Annotated in this window: 11 protein-coding genes; 6 read left to right on the forward strand and 5 right to left on the reverse strand. The window is 62.1% G+C overall.

Annotation, left to right across the window (positions count from 1 at the left end; all coding sequences use genetic code 11):
* Positions 1-136 precede the first annotated feature (136 nt).
* From FHS84_RS05970 to FHS84_RS05990, 5 genes are all read right to left on the reverse strand, one after another.
* Positions 137-715 (reverse strand): histidine phosphatase family protein, encoded by a 579-nt coding sequence (locus FHS84_RS05970; protein ID WP_166931889.1) that lies wholly within the window; start codon positions 713-715, stop codon positions 137-139.
* A 104-nt stretch (positions 716-819) separates the two neighbouring features.
* Positions 820-1359: a ferritin-like domain-containing protein gene (locus FHS84_RS05975; protein ID WP_341801811.1), complete on the reverse strand. Its 540-nt coding sequence runs from the start codon at positions 1357-1359 to the stop codon at positions 820-822.
* 8 nt (positions 1360-1367) lie between these two features.
* Positions 1368-1700 carry an ElaB/YgaM/YqjD family protein gene (locus FHS84_RS05980; RefSeq protein ID WP_166931895.1) on the reverse strand — a complete coding sequence of 111 codons (333 nt, stop codon included), beginning with the start codon at positions 1698-1700 and terminating at the stop codon, positions 1368-1370.
* Positions 1701-1756: 56 nt separating this feature from the next.
* Positions 1757-2173: a DUF6496 domain-containing protein gene (locus FHS84_RS21110; protein WP_208393726.1), complete on the reverse strand. Its 417-nt coding sequence runs from the start codon at positions 2171-2173 to the stop codon at positions 1757-1759.
* Positions 2174-2188: 15 nt separating this feature from the next.
* Entirely contained in the window at positions 2189-2542 is a 354-nt protein-coding gene (locus FHS84_RS05990; protein ID WP_166931898.1) for a PRC-barrel domain-containing protein, read from the reverse strand.
* A 221-nt stretch (positions 2543-2763) separates the two neighbouring features.
* Between FHS84_RS05990 and FHS84_RS05995 the strand changes: the two genes are divergently transcribed.
* The 6 genes from FHS84_RS05995 (at position 2764) to FHS84_RS06020 (ending at position 16974) form a co-directional block, all read left to right on the forward strand.
* A complete protein-coding gene (locus FHS84_RS05995; RefSeq protein WP_208393727.1) occupies positions 2764-5667 on the forward strand; it encodes a maltotransferase domain-containing protein in 2904 nt (967 codons plus the stop codon).
* Positions 5664-8912: a maltose alpha-D-glucosyltransferase gene (gene treS, locus FHS84_RS06000; protein ID WP_166931903.1), complete on the forward strand. Its 3249-nt coding sequence runs from the start codon at positions 5664-5666 to the stop codon at positions 8910-8912. Before FHS84_RS05995 ends, treS begins: the two co-directional genes overlap by 4 nt.
* 88 nt (positions 8913-9000) lie before the next feature.
* The gene (gene glgX, locus FHS84_RS06005; protein WP_166931906.1) at positions 9001-11091 is read left to right on the forward strand and encodes a glycogen debranching protein GlgX; all 2091 of its coding nucleotides are present in this window, start codon (positions 9001-9003) and stop codon (positions 11089-11091) included.
* The gene (gene treZ / locus FHS84_RS06010; protein ID WP_166931908.1) at positions 11088-12773 is read left to right on the forward strand and encodes a malto-oligosyltrehalose trehalohydrolase; all 1686 of its coding nucleotides are present in this window, start codon (positions 11088-11090) and stop codon (positions 12771-12773) included. Before glgX ends, treZ begins: the two co-directional genes overlap by 4 nt.
* Positions 12740-15322: a malto-oligosyltrehalose synthase gene (gene treY / locus FHS84_RS06015; protein WP_208393728.1), complete on the forward strand. Its 2583-nt coding sequence runs from the start codon at positions 12740-12742 to the stop codon at positions 15320-15322. The genes treZ and treY overlap by 34 nt, the downstream gene beginning before the upstream one ends.
* Before the next feature lie 620 nt (positions 15323-15942).
* Positions 15943-16974 (forward strand): hypothetical protein, encoded by a 1032-nt coding sequence (locus FHS84_RS06020; protein ID WP_166931911.1) that lies wholly within the window; start codon positions 15943-15945, stop codon positions 16972-16974.
* Positions 16975-17182: the final 208 nt, after the last annotated feature.

Below are 17182 nucleotides of genomic sequence, written 5' to 3' on the forward strand. Positions count from 1 at the left end.
ATGGCGGCGTGAAGGTAAACGGCGCTCGAACTGCAACTTCACAAGATCGTCAGGCCGGAAAAGACGCGCTCAGTGTCGAGTTTTTCCACAAAATCGGCGCATAGCGGACGAGACTGTCAGCCGACAATGGCCAACTTCATGACGCCACGGCCTCTACCGTCGGCGCGGTCCGCTCCATCAACCACACCGATCCGGGCTCGACATCGATATCGGCCCATTGTCTCAGGCTGAGCCCGCGTTCCGCCAACATCGCTGCGCGTATTACTTCGGCGTGCGTCACAACCGCGATCCGAGCATCCGGGTGCACGGCTGAGGCGCATTGAAGATATCGAAGCACCCGTATCTGCACGTCGCGCATCCGTTCGCCGTCTGGAATCCGTACGACATCGCGCTGGTCGTTCCACGCCGTCCAGGCACTATCATGCGCCAGATCGTCGAAAGAACGACCGGTCCAGGTCCCGTAATCCACCTCATCGAGGGCGACGTCGGCTTCCACCGGCGCGTCCAGCGCGATCGCCAACTCCGTCGCAGTTTCGAGGCAGCGTCGACGGGGACTGGTGTAAATGAGATCAACCTGCGGACGCGCGACAAAGAAGCCGAGGCGGCGGATCTGCTCTCTACCCTCTTCCGACAACCCTGCTGCATCGGATCGGCCGAGGAGAACGCCTTCCGGGCCGCCATGTTTGCCGTGACGGATGAAGAGGAACTGCGTCATGCATTCGCCTTATCGTTGCGGATAAACGCCTAGCCACCGACGACCAAAAGGATCGGCCCCGGATGGCGGCTCGTTGGATTCGCTGGCTCCGGAACGCCTGCGCTTCACGCGGACTTCGGGTTCCCGTCAGGCAGACGCCCCAGCAACGACACCAGATCTTCCGCGTGCTCCTCCTCCTTCTCGAGGATCTGTTCGATCAGCCTGCGGCTTGTGGGATCGCCGTCGCCAAGCCAGCGTGCGATCTCCATATAGGTCTCGATCGCGATCCGCTCGGCGACCAGATCCTCCTCGATCATGGACCGGAGGTCATTGCCTTCGACGTATTCGGCATGACTGCGGTCGGCCAGTGTCTTGGGATTGAAGTCGGGCTCGCCGCCGAGCTGGACGATCCGTTCGGCAACCCGATCGGCGTGCTCCTGCTCCTCGCGGGCGTGCTCCAGGAATTCCTGCTTCACCGATTCCGACGTAATACCTTCGGCCGTATGGTAATGGCGGCGGTACCGCAGCGTGCAGACGAGCTCAGTTGCAAGAACCTCGTTCAATACGTCGAGAACACGGGCGCGGTCAGCCTTATAACCATCGGTGACCGCGCCTTCCGAAATGTGCTCGCGAGCGCGCTTTCGCACACCTTCGATATCATTCACGAACGCACTCACCGGCGACGATCCAGCACCCAGCCGATAGCCGCACCGGCCACGAACGCTGCCAGTACCGCCGTTACGGGGCGCTGCTCCACGTTACGCTCGACCGCTTCGTACGATTGGGTCGACGTCTTCGATATGGCGTTCCAGATATCCGACACCGTGCCCTCAATCCGGCCGAGGGTACCGTTTACCGTGTCGGAGGCCTTGTCCTTCATTCTGGAGACCCTGCCCTTCGCATCATCGGCGATGTTGCCGGCCAGCGTCGCGCTGTCATTCTTGAGATCCTTCACGTCCTGTACGACGGCTTCGTAATCGCTTCTATGCGATCCTTGACTATCCATTGGTCCCTTCTCCTTCTATCAAACATTGATAACCGGCGGCGCGGCGCGGGGTTCCCTTAGCTCGTCCGAGACTTGCGCCGCGGAGCCCGTTTCGCGGATTTTCGCGTCGTCTTCCGCGTCGTCTTACGGGAGGCCTTTTTGCGCGAGGTTTTACGCGTAGCCTTGCGTGTAGTCTTGCGGCTGGCCGATTTTGCCGTTTTCCGCCGCGGCCGCGCGCCGACGGCCTTGCGGCCTTCGCGCTCCTGCTGGCCCGTGGCGCCACGCGCTTCCTTCTTGGTCGTCCGGGCCCGCGCCTTCCGCTTCTGCTTCGGCGATTGGCGGTTCGATACCCCCGCCTCGCTGAGAGCGATCGCAATCGCCTGCTTGCGGCTCTTCACCTTGCCGCCGCCCCGGCCGCGATCGAGCTCCCCATGCTTGTATTCGTGCATCACGCGGCCGGTCGTCTTGCGCTGGCGTCGTGTAGTTCGTGCCATTCTTGCGTCCTTTCTTCAGACCGTGTCGTAGAACATCCCGGTGAGTTCGCGGGCGCGCGCCCCGTCGTCGTGCGTGAGCTCGTCGAGTCCGAAAACCGGCGCGTTGCGGAATTGCGCCGCCGTGAGCGCGATGACATAGCCTTGCAGGCCTGGATCGTAGTCCAACAGGCGCCACGGCACCGGGCTGCATTGCTGGCCCATACCGGGCGAGAAGCCGACGGCAATCACCGCGAAAACCAGGCGATCCGAAAGCTTGTCGAGCATCACATCCTGAACATGGCCGAGCTTTTCGCCACCGGCCGCAAACACCGGCGTGCCGACGACCTTGGATGCAAGAATGGCGGCGGTGTGCCCCGACCGTGTCGGCATGACGTTTGCTCCGGCAACGCTCGCAGCCACAACGTCGCGAGCACGCCGCTGTTCCGCCCACTCGCGCGTTATGCACGCCATGGGTGGATCACCGCTGCCGCAACCTTTACTAAGGCGGCATTCCTGAATCGCGAGACGGTTTGCGTCGTAAACAAGGGCGAATGAAGAGGAACTTCGCCCGGCCGCCGGCCGTTAGTCTGCCGCGACGCCGAGGGCTTGCCGTGTCTCCTCCCCGTATCTGCCATACCGGAACCACCGTGCCGAACGACCCGGCGCCGCTTACGGCCCTCGACTTCGATTGCGTGCTGGCCGACGGGTATCGTGACGGGCGCGGCAATCCCGAAGCGGCCGATGGGCTGAAGCTGCTGCTCGACATCGATATGGCAAATCTTCCCGGCGATCATCCTCTCGCAAACGTGGAAAATGCCGAAACGCAGGTGAGTTGGTGGAAAGAGGCTCTATGCGAGAGGCTTGCGAGCGGCGTTGCCGGCTTCCGCTTTCTTCACCCGCTCCAGAGCAATGGCGTTATGCGACGCGTGGTCAGCGAGACGCGCGAACGCGTTCCCGATGCACTTTTCATTCTCAATACGCCCGGCGTCGCGTGGAGCGACCTCGCATTTCTCAAAGGCTGCGGCTTCGACTATTGCGTGTCATCGCTGCCGTGGTGGGATCTGCGTGCGCCCTGGCTGGCGGAAGAATATGCGGCATTGCGATCGGTCGCGCCGGTGCTAGCCATGGCAGACTTGCCCGGCCAGCCTGCGTACGAAAGCGCAGACGTACGACGGGCGCGATTGCTGCTCGCAGCGGTATCGGGCTCCGGCGTACTGACCGGCGCCGAGAATGCCGCCGAGTTTCCGGATACGGTCCAGGCTATGAATGTCTTGGCCGCCTCCGATCCGGTGGTCGCCGCGCCGGGCTCCCTGAAGATATTTCCCTCCGCCTCGCGGACAGTGGTGCTTCGCAATGGCGAGGAGGAAGCGCTGGTCGCTGTCGTCGGCTTGAACGGTACGCCGGCCGATCGCCTGGACCGTACCGTCATCGCGGATCTGGACGAATGGTCGATGCTGGAACCCGTCGTCATGCGGCAGAGCGACGATCCGGCACGCCGTCCCGGTATGACGCGCCTTTATCGCGCCCGCAGAGCCAAGCCCGTGCGCCGCATCCGCGCATTGACGGCACAGAAGGCGGCCCGAGAGCCGCGAGTAATCATCGAAAATGTCTTGCCTTCGGTGGAGGGCGGCCGCTATCCCGCGAAGCGCCTGGTTGGCGAGACCGTACGGATCGAGGCGACGATCTACAGCGACGGGCACCCGGTATTGGCCGCCGAAATCTCCTCACGCGCCGAAGACGAGCGCGAGGCGCAGGTGCGGCCTATGACATTGATCGGCAACGACCGCTGGGTCGTCGATCTGCCGCTGTTGCGGCCGGGACGGCATGTCTTCGCGGTAGAGGCCTGGATCGACGCCTACGGTACCTTCGTTCGCGACCTCACAAAGAAGCATGATGCCGGCAAGGATATCCGCCTCGATCTCAAGGAAGGATGCGCCCTGATCGAAGCGGCACGGCACCATGCGCCCGCAGGCTTGCGTGGCGCCCTCGAAACCATCGCCGCACATGCGAACCGCTCGACGCTCGTAGAGCAGCACGCCCTTTTGACCGCTCCCGAAACGATCGAAGCGATGCGACTTGCCGCTCCGCGCGCGTTTCGCACCGAGTCAGGCCCCTACCCGATCGATGCCGATCGCAAGGCTGCCGGCTTCGCGGCTTGGTACGAGATATTTCCGCGCTCCGCAGACGGCGACCGGCACGGCACACTGCGCGATGTGATCGCGATATTGCCGCACATCACGGCGATGGGGTTCGACGTGCTCTATATGCCGCCGATCCACCCCATCGGCCGCACCAACCGCAAAGGCCGCAACAATACCCTGGTCGCAATGCCCGACGATGTCGGCTCGGCATACGCCATCGGCTCACCGGAAGGCGGGCACGACGCCATTCACACCGAACTTGGCACGGCGGAAGACTTCCGGGCGTTGGTCGCCGAAGCGAAAGCAGCCGGCCTCGAGATTGCGATGGATTTCGCCGTGCAGTGCTCGCCCGACCATCCCTGGCTGAAAGAGCACCCCGGCTGGTTCGAGTGGCGGCCCGATGGCTCGATCAGGTATGCCGAGAATCCGCCGAAGATCTACGAAGACATCGTCAATGTCGATTTTTATGCCAAAAACGCCGTCCCGGAGCTTTGGCTCGCACTGCGCGACGTCATCTTGCATTGGATCGGCGAAGGCGTGCGTATTTTCCGCGTCGACAATCCGCACACCAAGCCCTTCGCATTCTGGGAATGGTTGATTGCCGATATCCGCGCCATCCATCCCGACGCGATCTTCCTGGCGGAGGCATTTACCCGGCCGGCGATCATGTATCATCTCGGCAAGATCGGCTTTTCGCAGTCCTACACCTATTTCACTTGGCGCAACACCAAGGCCGAACTGACGGAGTATATCGAAGAGATCGCTACGCCGCCGGTCGATGCGTTCTTCCGTCCGCATTTCTTCGTCAATACGCCGGACATCAACCCACTTTTCCTCCAAACGTCCGGGCGCGCAGGCTTTCTCATCCGCGCCGCGCTGGCGGCGACGTTATCGGGGCTGTGGGGTATGTTCTCGGGCTTCGAGCTTTGCGAAGCGGCGGCGCTTCCGGGGCGGGAGGAGTATCTCGACTCCGATAAATACGCCGTGCGGCCGCGCGATTGGAACGCTCCCGGCAACATCATCCGCGAGATCGCCCAGCTCAACCGGTTGCGCAAGTCCGAACCGGCGCTGCAGTCGCATATGGGTACAACCTTCTACAACGCCTTCAACGACAACGTCATCTATTACGGCAAGCATCCACTCGGTCACGAGCATCGCGTCCTCGTGTTGGTCTGTCTCGATCCTCACAACAGCCAGTCGGTTTCCTTCGAACTTCCCTTGTGGGAATGGGGCCTGGGCGATACCGACGTTGTAGCCGTCGAAGATCTTCTCACCGGCTCGAAGTTCGTCTGGCACGGCAAGCTGCAGAACGCACTTCTGACACCCGACGTCCCCTATCGTATCTGGCGCATTGCTCCGGAGCCTCGCGCATGAACATACGGCTCGATCCCAACCTGCTTCGCACCTCGGCCGCAGCGCCGCTCACGGAAGATCCGCTGTGGTACAAGGATGCCGTCATCTACCAGCTGCACGTCAAATCCTTCTTCGACGGCAACAACGACGGTATCGGCGATTTCCCCGGACTGATATCGAAACTCGACTATCTCGCCGGTCTGGGTGTGAACGTGCTTTGGCTTTTGCCGTTCTACCCCTCGCCGCGCCGGGATGACGGCTACGATATCGCCGACTACACCGACGTTCACCCGGAATACGGCACCATCGAAGACGTGCAGCGCTTCATCGCGGAAGCCCACATCCGGGGCATCCGGGTGATTACCGAACTCGTCATCAATCATACCTCGGACCAACATCCGTGGTTCCAACGCGCCCGCAAAGCGCCGCTTGGATCGCCCGAACGCGATTTCTACGTCTGGTCCGACAGCGACAAGAAATATGCCGGAACCCGCATCATCTTTCTCGACAGCGAAAAATCGAATTGGACCTGGGACGACGAAGCCAAGGCGCATTATTGGCATCGCTTCTATTTCCATCAGCCGGACCTCAACTTCGACAATCCGCTGGTATTCGAGGAATGCCTGAAAGTTCTGCGGTTCTGGATGGATATGGGTGTCGACGGGCTCCGGCTGGACGCGGTCCCCTATCTCGTCGAGCGCGAAGGCACCAACAACGAGAACCTTCCGGAGACGCACGATATCCTGAAGCGCATCCGCGCCGAAGTCGACACGTACTATCCCGGCCGGGTGCTGCTAGCCGAAGCGAACCAGTGGCCCGAGGATATCCAGCAGTATTTCGGCAATGACGACGAATGCCACATGCTGTTCCATTTCCCCCTGATGCCGCGCATGTACATGGCGTTAGCACAGGAGGACCGCTTCCCCGTCACCGACATTCTGCGCCAGACACCGGACGCACCGCCCAACTGTCAATGGACGACGTTCCTGCGCAACCACGATGAATTGACGCTTGAAATGGTCACCGACCGCGAGCGCGACTATCTGTGGAATACGTACGCTTCCGACCGGCGCGCCCGATTGAACCTTGGCATCCGCCGCCGCCTCGCCCCATTGATGGAACGCGATTTCCGACGCATCGAACTGATGAACGGACTTCTTCTCACCATTATGGGAACGCCGGTTCTCTACTATGGCGACGAGATCGGCATGGGCGACAATATCCATCTCGGCGACCGCGACGGCGTCCGCACCGCAATGCAATGGAGCCCCGACCGCAACGGTGGCTTCTCGCGAGCCGACGCGGAATCGCTGGCCGTACCGGTAATTTCAAACCCGCTCTACGGCTATCAGGCTGTGAACGTAGAAGCACAGTGGCGCGATCCACATTCGCTTCTCAACCGCCTCAGACGCGGGCTCGTGATCCGCGGACAGCACAAGGCATTCGGGCGCGGCGGATTACGCTTCTTGCGACCGGCCAATCGCAAGGTTCTCGTCTACTTGCGCGAGTACGAAGGCGAAACCATCCTGTGCGTCGCCAACGTTGCGCGCACCGCCCAGGCCGTTGAACTCGATCTGTCCGAATTCACGGGGCGAACACCAGTGGAGTTGTCGGGCAATGTCGCTTTCCCCAAAATCGGCCAACTCACCTACCTTCTGACCTTGCCGCCGTTCGGTTTCTATTGGTTCGTGCTCAGCCCCGACGCGGCTCAGCCGTCATGGAGTACATCGACCGACGAGAATCTCGCCGAACACTATACGTTCGTGCTGCGGTCGGGACTTTCCGGCATTCTCGAAGGACGTTCGCGCGACGTGTTGGAGAAGGACATCCTGCCGGGATACCTGGCGCAGCGCCGATGGTTTCAGCAGAAGTCGAAGGAAGTTCCGCACGTCCGCGTATGCACCGCCATCCCGATCGACCGTCCCGATATCGTGTTCGCCGAAGTCTCGGCAACGGTAGGCGACAGCGAAAGCCGCTATGCCATGCCGCTGGCCGTCGCCTGGGAGGACGAACAGTCCAGCCCTCAAGAATCCCGGCTTGCTTTCGCTCGCGCCCGGCAACGCGCGCGTGTCGGACTTCTCACTGATGGGTGCGCATCACCGAAATTCGTTCGCGCCGTCCTAGCCGCTATTGCTGAGGGCCGCTCGCTGCAACAGGGCGACGATACACTGGTCTTCTTGCCGCAACCCGGATTCTCCGCACCCGACGAAACAGCGGAGATCCAATGGCTCGGTGCCGATTCCTCCAATTCCGCGGTGGTGGTCGGACGCAGCGTCATGCTGAAGGTCTTTCGCCGTCTCGTCGACGGAATTCATCCCGAAGAGGAGATGGTGAAGGAACTGACCCGCCGCGGCTTCCCCGGAATCGCACCGTTGCTCGGCGAAGTTTCGCACCAGCGATCTGACGGCCGCTCGGCAACCGTCATGGTTGCACAGCGCTTTATCGAAAACCAAGGCGACGGCTTTCACTGGTCGGTCGAACAGGCCAAGCGACTCCTCGACGATCGCACCTCGCTGGAGGAAGGCCATGACGGCTTCGAGACCGTAGCGAATTTCGTTTGCGTGGCGGGACAACGGCTGGGTGAGATGCATCGCGAATTGAGCCTGCCGAGCGACAACCCCGATTTTGCGCCGGAAGTGGCATCCCAAGGCACCATTGCCGGCTGGCGCATATTCGCCCACAAACAGGTCGCAGCAGCGCTCGATCTGCTCGACGGCCGCGACTTGGGCGCAGATACGGAAGCGGTGCGCACGCTGTCGGCCCAGCGCGAGGCGCTGATGGACGGCATCGATGTAGCCCTCGAAGCAGGGCTCGGGAGTCAACTTATCCGCATCCACGGAGATCTGCACCTTGGACAAGTTCTCGTGGCTGCCGGGGATGCAGTGCTGGTCGACTTCGAGGGCGAGCCGCTGAAGCCGATATCGGAACGCCGCGCCAAGAACAGCGCAATGCGGGATGTCGCCGGCATGCTACGCTCGTTCAGTTACGTGGTATGGACCGCCCTTCGCACCGCTCCGACAACCGCTCAGATCGACGTCGATGCGCTGTTGACCAGCTTCGAAACGCGTTCCGCGGCCGCCTTCATGGAAGGATATGTGCGGGGTCGCGGGAGCGTTCTGGAGCCCCACGAAGAGCGATTGCTGCGGGTTTTCTCGCTCGAACGCGCCGCTTACGAGGTGGGCTACGAATTTGCCAACCGGCCGGACCAGCTTGGCGTTCCTCTGGCCGGCTTCCTCAATTTGGCCCAGACCATTTCCCAGCCGTGAGGGAACACGCCGTCAGCGCGGCATGGCAACCCATGGAACCGCCGAAACGTTACACCCGTTCGTAAGGGTCAACGGAGGGTCGCCGCACATGCCACTTACGCCCGGAATACTGGAGCCGGGATCCCCCGCTCCGCTGGGAGCAACATGGGACGGTTTGGGTGTCAACTTTGCGATCTTCTCGGCCAATGCGACGGCCGTAGAACTCTGCCTGTACAACGGCGCCAACCGTGAAATAGCTCGCCTCGATCTACCCGAACGCACCGATCAGGTCTGGCACGGCTATCTGCCCGGCGCCGGACCGGGCACGATCTACGGGTATCGCATCCACGGTCCCTATAAGCCGGAGGAAGGTCACCGCTTCAATCCCAACAAGCTGCTGCTCGATCCCTATGCGAAGGAGTTTTTCGGCTTGCTCCGCTGGAGCGACACGCTGTTCGGCTATCGCCTTCATTCGCCACGGGGCGACCTCAGTTTCGATCGGCGGGACAGCGGTCCCGGCATGGTCAAAGCGGTCGTCACCACCGAGAACTACGTCTGGGGCGACGACAAGCCGCCAGCCGTTCCTTGGAGCGATACCATCATCTACGAAGCGCACGTCAAAGGCCTTACCAGGCAATTCGATGAGGTGCCCGAGAGATTTCGCGGAACCTATGCCGCGCTCGGTCATCCGGCAGTGATTGCGCATTTGAGGCGTCTCGGAATTACCACCATCGAGTTGATGCCGATCCATGCCTTCCTGCAGGACAGGCATTTGATCGACAAGGGCCTGCGAAACTACTGGGGTTACAACACGCTCGGCTTCTTCACACCGGAGCCGGGGTATATGAGCAGCGGCAGTACGAACGAGCTTCGGGCAACTATCCGCCGCCTCCACCGGGCCGGGATCGAGGTGTTGCTCGACGTGGTCTACAACCATACCTGCGAAGGCAGCGAACTGGGTCCGACACTGTCGTGGCGGGGCATCGACAATGCCAATTATTACCGGCTTGTCGACGGAAACGTCCGCCATACCATCAACGACACCGGCACCGGCAACGTGCTCGACATGGCAAGCCCGCGAGCATTGCAGATGGTGCTGGATTCGCTGCGCTACTTTGTCGAATCCTATCATGTGGACGGGTTCCGCTTCGACCTCGGCGCCACGCTCGGCCGCGAGCACACGGGCTTCGATCCGAACAGCGGATTTTTCGACGCCGTCCGGCAGGATCCGGTGCTCAATAAGGTCAAGCTGATCTCGGAGCCTTGGGATATCGGGCCCGGCGGCTACCAGCTCGGCAATCATCCACCGCCGTTCGGAGAATGGAACGATCGCTATCGCGATACGCTGCGGCGCTATTGGCGCGGCGACAGCGGACAGCGCCCGGAACTGGCACGCCGCCTATCGGGATCGGCCGACATCTTCGCATCGCGCCGGCCGACAGCCTCGATCAACTACCTCGCCAGCCACGACGGCTCTCCGCTGGGCGATCTCGTGATGTACGAAGGCAAGCATAACGAGGCCAACGGCGAAGATAATCGCGACGGCGCGTCCGACAACCTTTCTTGCCATTGGGGCGTAGAAGGACCTACCGATCAGGAGCCGATTGTGGCGCTGCGGGAGCGGGTCAAACGCTCGATGCTGCTCAGCCTGTTCGCCTCGCTCGGCACCCCTATGCTGCTGGCTGGCGACGAATTCGGAAACTCGCAGGGCGGCAACAATAACGCCTATTGCCAGGACAACGAGATCTCGTGGCTCGACTGGGAGAAGCTGAAATCGCCGGAAGGCGCCGCTCAAATGGACTTCACGGCCCGGATGATTTCCCTGCGCAAACGCTATGCCGGGCTGCGGAGCGCAAAATTCCTGTTCGGCGAGGAGACCAGCCCCGGCTTCCGCAATCTCGACTGGCTGGACGAACGCGGCAACACCCTGAGCGAAGACGACTGGGCCAACGGCGAAGGACGCGCCCTGATCATGCGGCGGGCGTTATGGGACGGCGACGGCAAGATCGAAGTCCTGTCGCTGCTGCTCAACGGCTCGGAAAAGGCGATCGAGTTCTCGCTGCACTCGAACTGGCCGTGGCAGCTCCTGGTCGATACAGCCTATCCCGAGCGCGAGGCGGGGCCCTACGAAGGCGCAACCTACATGGTCGAAGACCGCAGCGCGGCTTTATTCACGGCCTTGGTGGAGCCGCCGAAATGAGCCGTTGGGGACCGGAGGTGCGGGACGGCGGAACCGTGTTCCGCTTATGGGCACCGGCGGCGGATGCCGTACTGCTGGAGTTGGCCGACGCGAAGCCGCTTTCGATGACGCGTAGCGATGGCGGATGGTGGACGGTCCGTTGCGCGGCCGGGTCCGGTACGCGCTACCGCTTCCACGTCGATGGCGTATCGGTGCCCGATCCGGCCTCGCGGCGGCAATCGGGCGACGTGCATGGCTGGAGCGTCGTCGAGCGCTCCACTTATGAATGGCGCTCTCAAAGCTGGCGGCCGCGCCGGTGGGAAGAGACGGTGTTCTACGAGTTACATGCCGGCCTTTCCGGCGGCTTCCACGGCGTGATCGAGCAGCTCGACGATCTGCGCGATCTGGGGATCACCGCCATCGAACTGATGCCCATTGGCGATTTCCCCGGACGGCGCAACTGGGGCTACGACGGCGTGCTGCCCTATGCGCCGGACGAAGCGTACGGCACCCCGGACGACCTGCGCGCCCTTATCGACGAGGCGCACGCGCGCGGGCTGATGGTGTTTCTGGACGTCGTCTACAACCATTTCGGGCCTGACGGAAACTACCTGCCCGTCTATGCGCCGCAGTTTTTCCGCAGCGACTTGAAGACGCCGTGGGGCGATGCCATCGATTTTCGCCAGGAGCCGGTGCGGCGGTTCTTCATCGACAATGCGCTCTATTGGCTGAAGGAGTTCCGCTTCGACGGATTGCGCTTCGATGCCGTGCACGCCATTCGGGACAACGGCTTTCTCGAAGCGATGGCACGGGAAGTCGGGGAGCGGTTTCCTGACCGCCATCTGGTACTCGAAAACGAGGATAACGACGCGCGCCTGCTCGAGACCTACCGTGCCCAATGGAACGACGACTTCCACAACACGCTGCATGCGATGCTGACGGGCGAGCGCGAAGGCTATTACGCCGATTTCTCCGAACGCTCCGCAGCAAAGCTCGCCCGCCTGTTGAAAGAAGGATTCGCTTTCCAGGGCGAGCGTATGGAGCACATCGATCGCCGCCGCGGCATGCCGAGCGGACATCTGCCGCCGACCGCGTTCGTCTCGTTTCTGCAGAACCACGACCAGACCGGAAACCGCGCGCTTGGCGAGCGCCTGATCGAACTCAGCGACGAGCGGGCTTTGAAGGCGGCCGTTGCGCTCCAGCTCCTGTCGCCGCAGATCCCGCTCCTGTTCATGGGCGAAGAGCGCGGGGCGCGCGAGCCGTTCCTGTTCTTCACCGATTACAATCCCGAACTGGCTGACGCCGTGCGAAGGGGCCGAGCGGCGGAATTCGCCAAGTTTCCCGCCTTCGCATCGGGGACGGCGACCGTACCGGATCCCAATGCGGAAGAAACCTATGAGCGTTGCCACCTCGGTGCCGGCGATCCGGAGTGGCGGGCGTTTTATCGCGAACTGCTGCAACTTCGCTTTTCGCTGCTGGTGCCGCGCCTCGAAGGTACGACGGCCGTCTCCTCCGAAGTGCTGTCCGAGGCAGCGGTCCTGGCGCAATGGCGCCTGGGCGACGGCGCGACGCTGACGATTGCGGCCAACCTTTCCCATGATCCCGTGCAGGTGCCGCTGCTGCGCTCCGCGCCGGTCTATGGATCAGCCGAGGGCGACATGGTTCCACCGTGCACCACGACCGTATGGATCGAAGCCGCATGAAGCCGCTGGCGACCTATCGCATCCAGTTCCACAAGAGCTTCACCTTCTCCGACGCGCTGAAGCAGGCCGGCTATCTTGCCCGTCTCGGCATCAGCCACCTCTACGCCTCGCCGATCCTGATGGCGCGCGCCGGTTCGATGCACGGCTACGACGTGGTCGATCACGGCCGAGTCAACCCCGAACTCGGCGGCGAAGACGGCTTCCGTGCGTTGGCGGCCGAGCTGCGCAAGAACGGCATCGGCGTCATCCTCGATATCGTGCCGAACCATATGGCGGTGGGGGGAGCCGACAATCCCTACTGGCTCGACGTTCTGGAGAAGGGACGCGACAGCATCTTCGCCAACATGTTCGACATCGACTGGGAGCCAGCACAAGCCAATCTGCGCGACAAACTTCTGGTGCCGCTGCTCGGACAACCGATACTGGACAGCATCAATGCCGGCGAGATTTCGCTGCAATGGGACGAGCGCCTGGGGAAATTCGCGTTCGTCTATGCCGAACACCGCTTTCCGCTGCGACGCGAGGACTATGAGATGGTCATCGTCGGTGCGCCCTCGCCGGCCGAAGCCGATCTGACCCGCTTCTCCGAGCCGGAGGTTTTGCGCGGCCTGTTGGAGCAGCAGAACTTCCGCCTTGCCTATTGGCGGTCGGCGGGCGAACGCATCAACTGGCGGCGCTTCTTCGACATCACCAGCCTCGCCGCGCTGCGGGTGGAGGACGATGCGATCTTCGAGCAGATCCATGCCACCGTGTTCCGGCTTTACAGCGAAGGCCTGATCGACGGCGTGCGCATCGATCACGTCGACGGCCTTTCCGATCCCGAAAGCTATTGCCGCCGCTTGCGCGCGCGCCTGGAAGCGATGACGCCGCTGAGGCCCGAAGCGCTGCCGCGCGAACCGGCGCTGATCCTGGTCGAAAAGATATTGGCGGAGGGCGAAGACCTTCCCACGGCGTGGCTGGTGGACGGCACGACCGGCTATGACTTCATGAATGCGGTGTCGGGCCTGCAGCACGCGCACGCCAACGAGGGCGCTTTCAATCGCCTGTGGACGGACCTCAGCGGGCGGCCTTCGGACTTCGAAATCGAAGAGCGGCAGGCGCGACGGGAGATGCTCGAGAACGCCTTCGCATCGGCTTTGCGAGGGGCGGCGCTGTCGTTCCAGCAGCTCGACGACGAAGGCCTGCTGGCGCCCACTGCCTTCGAAGCGGCGCTGGAACGCATTCTCGAACACTTCCGCGCCTATCGCACCTATGCCCTCGGCGACAAGCCGGAACCGCCGCCCGGACCACTCTTCGAAGCGGCGCTGCACGAGGCCGAGAATGGCGCCAGCGAAGACGAAGTGCGGGCACTGAACATCATCGCAGCGGCGATGCGCGGCGAGGAAGCGGCCGATGGTGCCGTCGCCGCCGAAGCGGTGCGGCGCTTCAACCAGCTCGCGGCGCCGGTAGCAGCCAAGGCGGTCGAGGATACCGCGTTCTATCGCTACGGGCGGCTGTTGTCGCGCAATGATGTCGGCTTCACGGCGGGGCGCTTTGCGATTTCGCCGGAGCAATTCCACGACAGCAGCCTCAAGCGGCAGGCGAACTTTCCCGCCGCCCTCCTCGCCACCGCCACGCACGACCACAAACGCGGCGAGGACACGCGGGCGCGCCTCGCCGTTCTGAGCGAACTGCCGGAACTGTGGGAGACCGAAGTGCGCGCGTGGTTCGAACTCAACACGCCGCTGCGCCCGCCGCGGGTCGGAGCCGGCGACGAATATCAGCTTTACCAGACCCTCGTCGCCTGCCGGCCGTTCGGTCTTTCCGACGAGGCCTTGTCGGCCTTCGCGCGGCGGATCCTGGCGTGGCGCGAGAAATCGCTGAAGGAAGCCAAGCTCGAAACCTCGTGGGCGCGGCCCGATGCGGCATTCGAGAACGACCATGCCGAATTCGTGCGGGCGATCCTCGATCCCCAGCATCCGTTCCTGGCGCGGCTCGAACGTTTTTCCGGCACGCTGGCCCCGGCGGGCGCGCTGAACGGACTGGTCGCGACGGTGCTGAAATGCACCCTGCCCGGCGTTCCGGACATCTATCAGGGTACGGAGTTATGGGACCTCTCTCTGGTCGATCCGGACAACCGGCGGCCGGTGGATTTTCATATCCGCGAGGAAATGCTGGCGGCGGCGGGCGATCCGGCCACGCATGTGAAGGACTGGCGCGACGGCCAGGTGAAGCTCGCGCTGCTGGCGCGGCTACTGAAGTTGCGCGCCGAGGAACGGGAGATTTTCGCCGGCGCCTATCGTCCGCTCGAAACCGGCGATGCGCATCTGTTCGCGTTCGCGCGGACGGCGGGCCACAAAACTTTGTTCGTCGCCGTGCCGCTGCTTTCGGCTGAGGCCGCGATCGCGCGTGGGATACCGCTGCCGGACGACCGGCTCGGCGAAGCCTTTGCATTGCCGGAGGATTTACGGGCGCGCACCTGGCGCGACGGACTGACCGGCGCCGATGTTCCGCCCCCGGACAATCGCCCGCTGTTTGCGGATTTTCCGGCGGCGGTCTTTATATCCTAGCAAAAAGGCGGGAAACCCCGCCTCTTCCAGACCTCCGGCAGCACGGCACGCTTGAGCCAACAAGCGCAACGACGGCACCTTTTCGTCCTCTCGGAGTTCGCAGCGGACGGCACCACGGCGAACCAGCCCCTTGGGGCTATAATCCAGGCCGTCCACTCACGGGTGCGTGGGATACACCCTATCCTGTATGACGTTTCCACGCGGCCTCAGCCGACCACGACTCTGCACTGTCCGCGGCGAAAGCCGCTTCCATCTTCAGGCGCTCCTTGTGGGTTGTTGCCGAGACGTGGGAATGCACCCGCACGATTTCAAGAGGGTGCGACAAACGATACACACTTCGGAAAGAGAGGCATGTGCAGGTGGTGGAGGGTTATCCAGCAACAGCAGGAATGCGCCGATTGTGTTGAAAAACTGTTTTGGGCTCGTTTTTGCGCAACTTCGATTCAGCGCATGCAGTTAACACGCATCATAGATTCAACCATGATGCAGCGCCGATTCTGGAATTGCGTTACAGCCGTCCGCGAACGAGTTTTTCAACACAATCCGCCAATTTCAGTCATTCGCCCGCAGATACTGGGTGAGAGAAAAAATGCTATCTTGGGGATCATCTGGGGGGCGCCATGCGGGCGACATCTGTGACCATTTTGAGCGTGACTGCGGCCTTGTTCGCTTTGCCAGCAATCGCGGGCTCGAACTCGAAATCTGTGCCGGTCGAAGTCTGGCGGGGCGGGGATGATGGTCTCACCATCAAGCTGAGCGAAGCCGTAGAACGCGCACTCGCCGCGAGTGGCAGATTTTCGCTAAGCCGTGGAAAGCTTCCTGGAACGCTGCTCATCACCTTTCCGCACAATGTGGTGGCGAAGCCGGACCGTAATCGCCTCAGTGTGGAATATGAAGCGACGTTCTCAACAATAGGAAACCGTGTCCTCGGGGCGGTGAAAAGCGGCTGTCACGAAGACGAGTTGGTTGTCTGTGTCGACGAGATCGTCGAAACTGCCACCGCGGCCGCGGAGTGGCTTTCCATCGACACCTTTGTGTTGCCGCGCGACGGAGATTATCTCAGCACGGCATACATCGCGGCCCTGGATAAGACCAAATCGCATAAGAAGGCGTGGGGAACCGGCTCACCGCAATCCATCGGCGTGTCGCGAGACAAACGCGGCCTTGTACTTTCGCTGAATTGGAACTGGCACGAAGGTGATGGCGTCGTGTTTGATCCAAAGAACCCGACGGCCATGATCGGGTCCGGCCGGACGTTCATCCCAACCGACACCACTCATTTCCGTTTCCAAGACGGCAAGGTATTGCTGACCTATCAATATGTGGGCAGCGAGTCGAAATACATTACGGAAAAACTGCTCATCGGAACCTACAAGGATACGCGCGGGCGGCGTTATGTTTTCGGCTCGGACGGCAAGGCACACTGGCCGGACCGCACGTTCCGTTATGAAATTTACACCGACATGGTTTTCGAGCAGTGCGATGAGATTTGGGATCGGGACGCCTCAAAGCCAAACGAACCAGCAATTTTCGGCTTCGTTTGGCGCGGCAACATGCTGTACCTGTACAACGCAAATTGCTCAGACGAGCAATCGCCCGGTTGCATAGTTGACCGGAAGAACCCCATCGCAGTGCTGCACAAGGTAACCTGAAGGCGCGCTCACCTCTCGAACGACTGGTTCTGGCGCAAATCAGCCTATTGCGGCGCAGCATATGATGCGAACTGTTATCACCCGTTGCTGTGAAGTCGGGAGTCAGAGCAAAAACTGGTCTCGATGAGGGCGGGGCTCAAGGCGGACGTCTTCAACCTGATATCCGCTTTTACTCTGCCCCCTAACTTTGGCCGCTGTTCGGACGGCG

Source organism: Rhizomicrobium electricum, assembly GCF_011762045.1.
GTDB lineage: Bacteria > Pseudomonadota > Alphaproteobacteria > Micropepsales > Micropepsaceae > Rhizomicrobium > Rhizomicrobium electricum.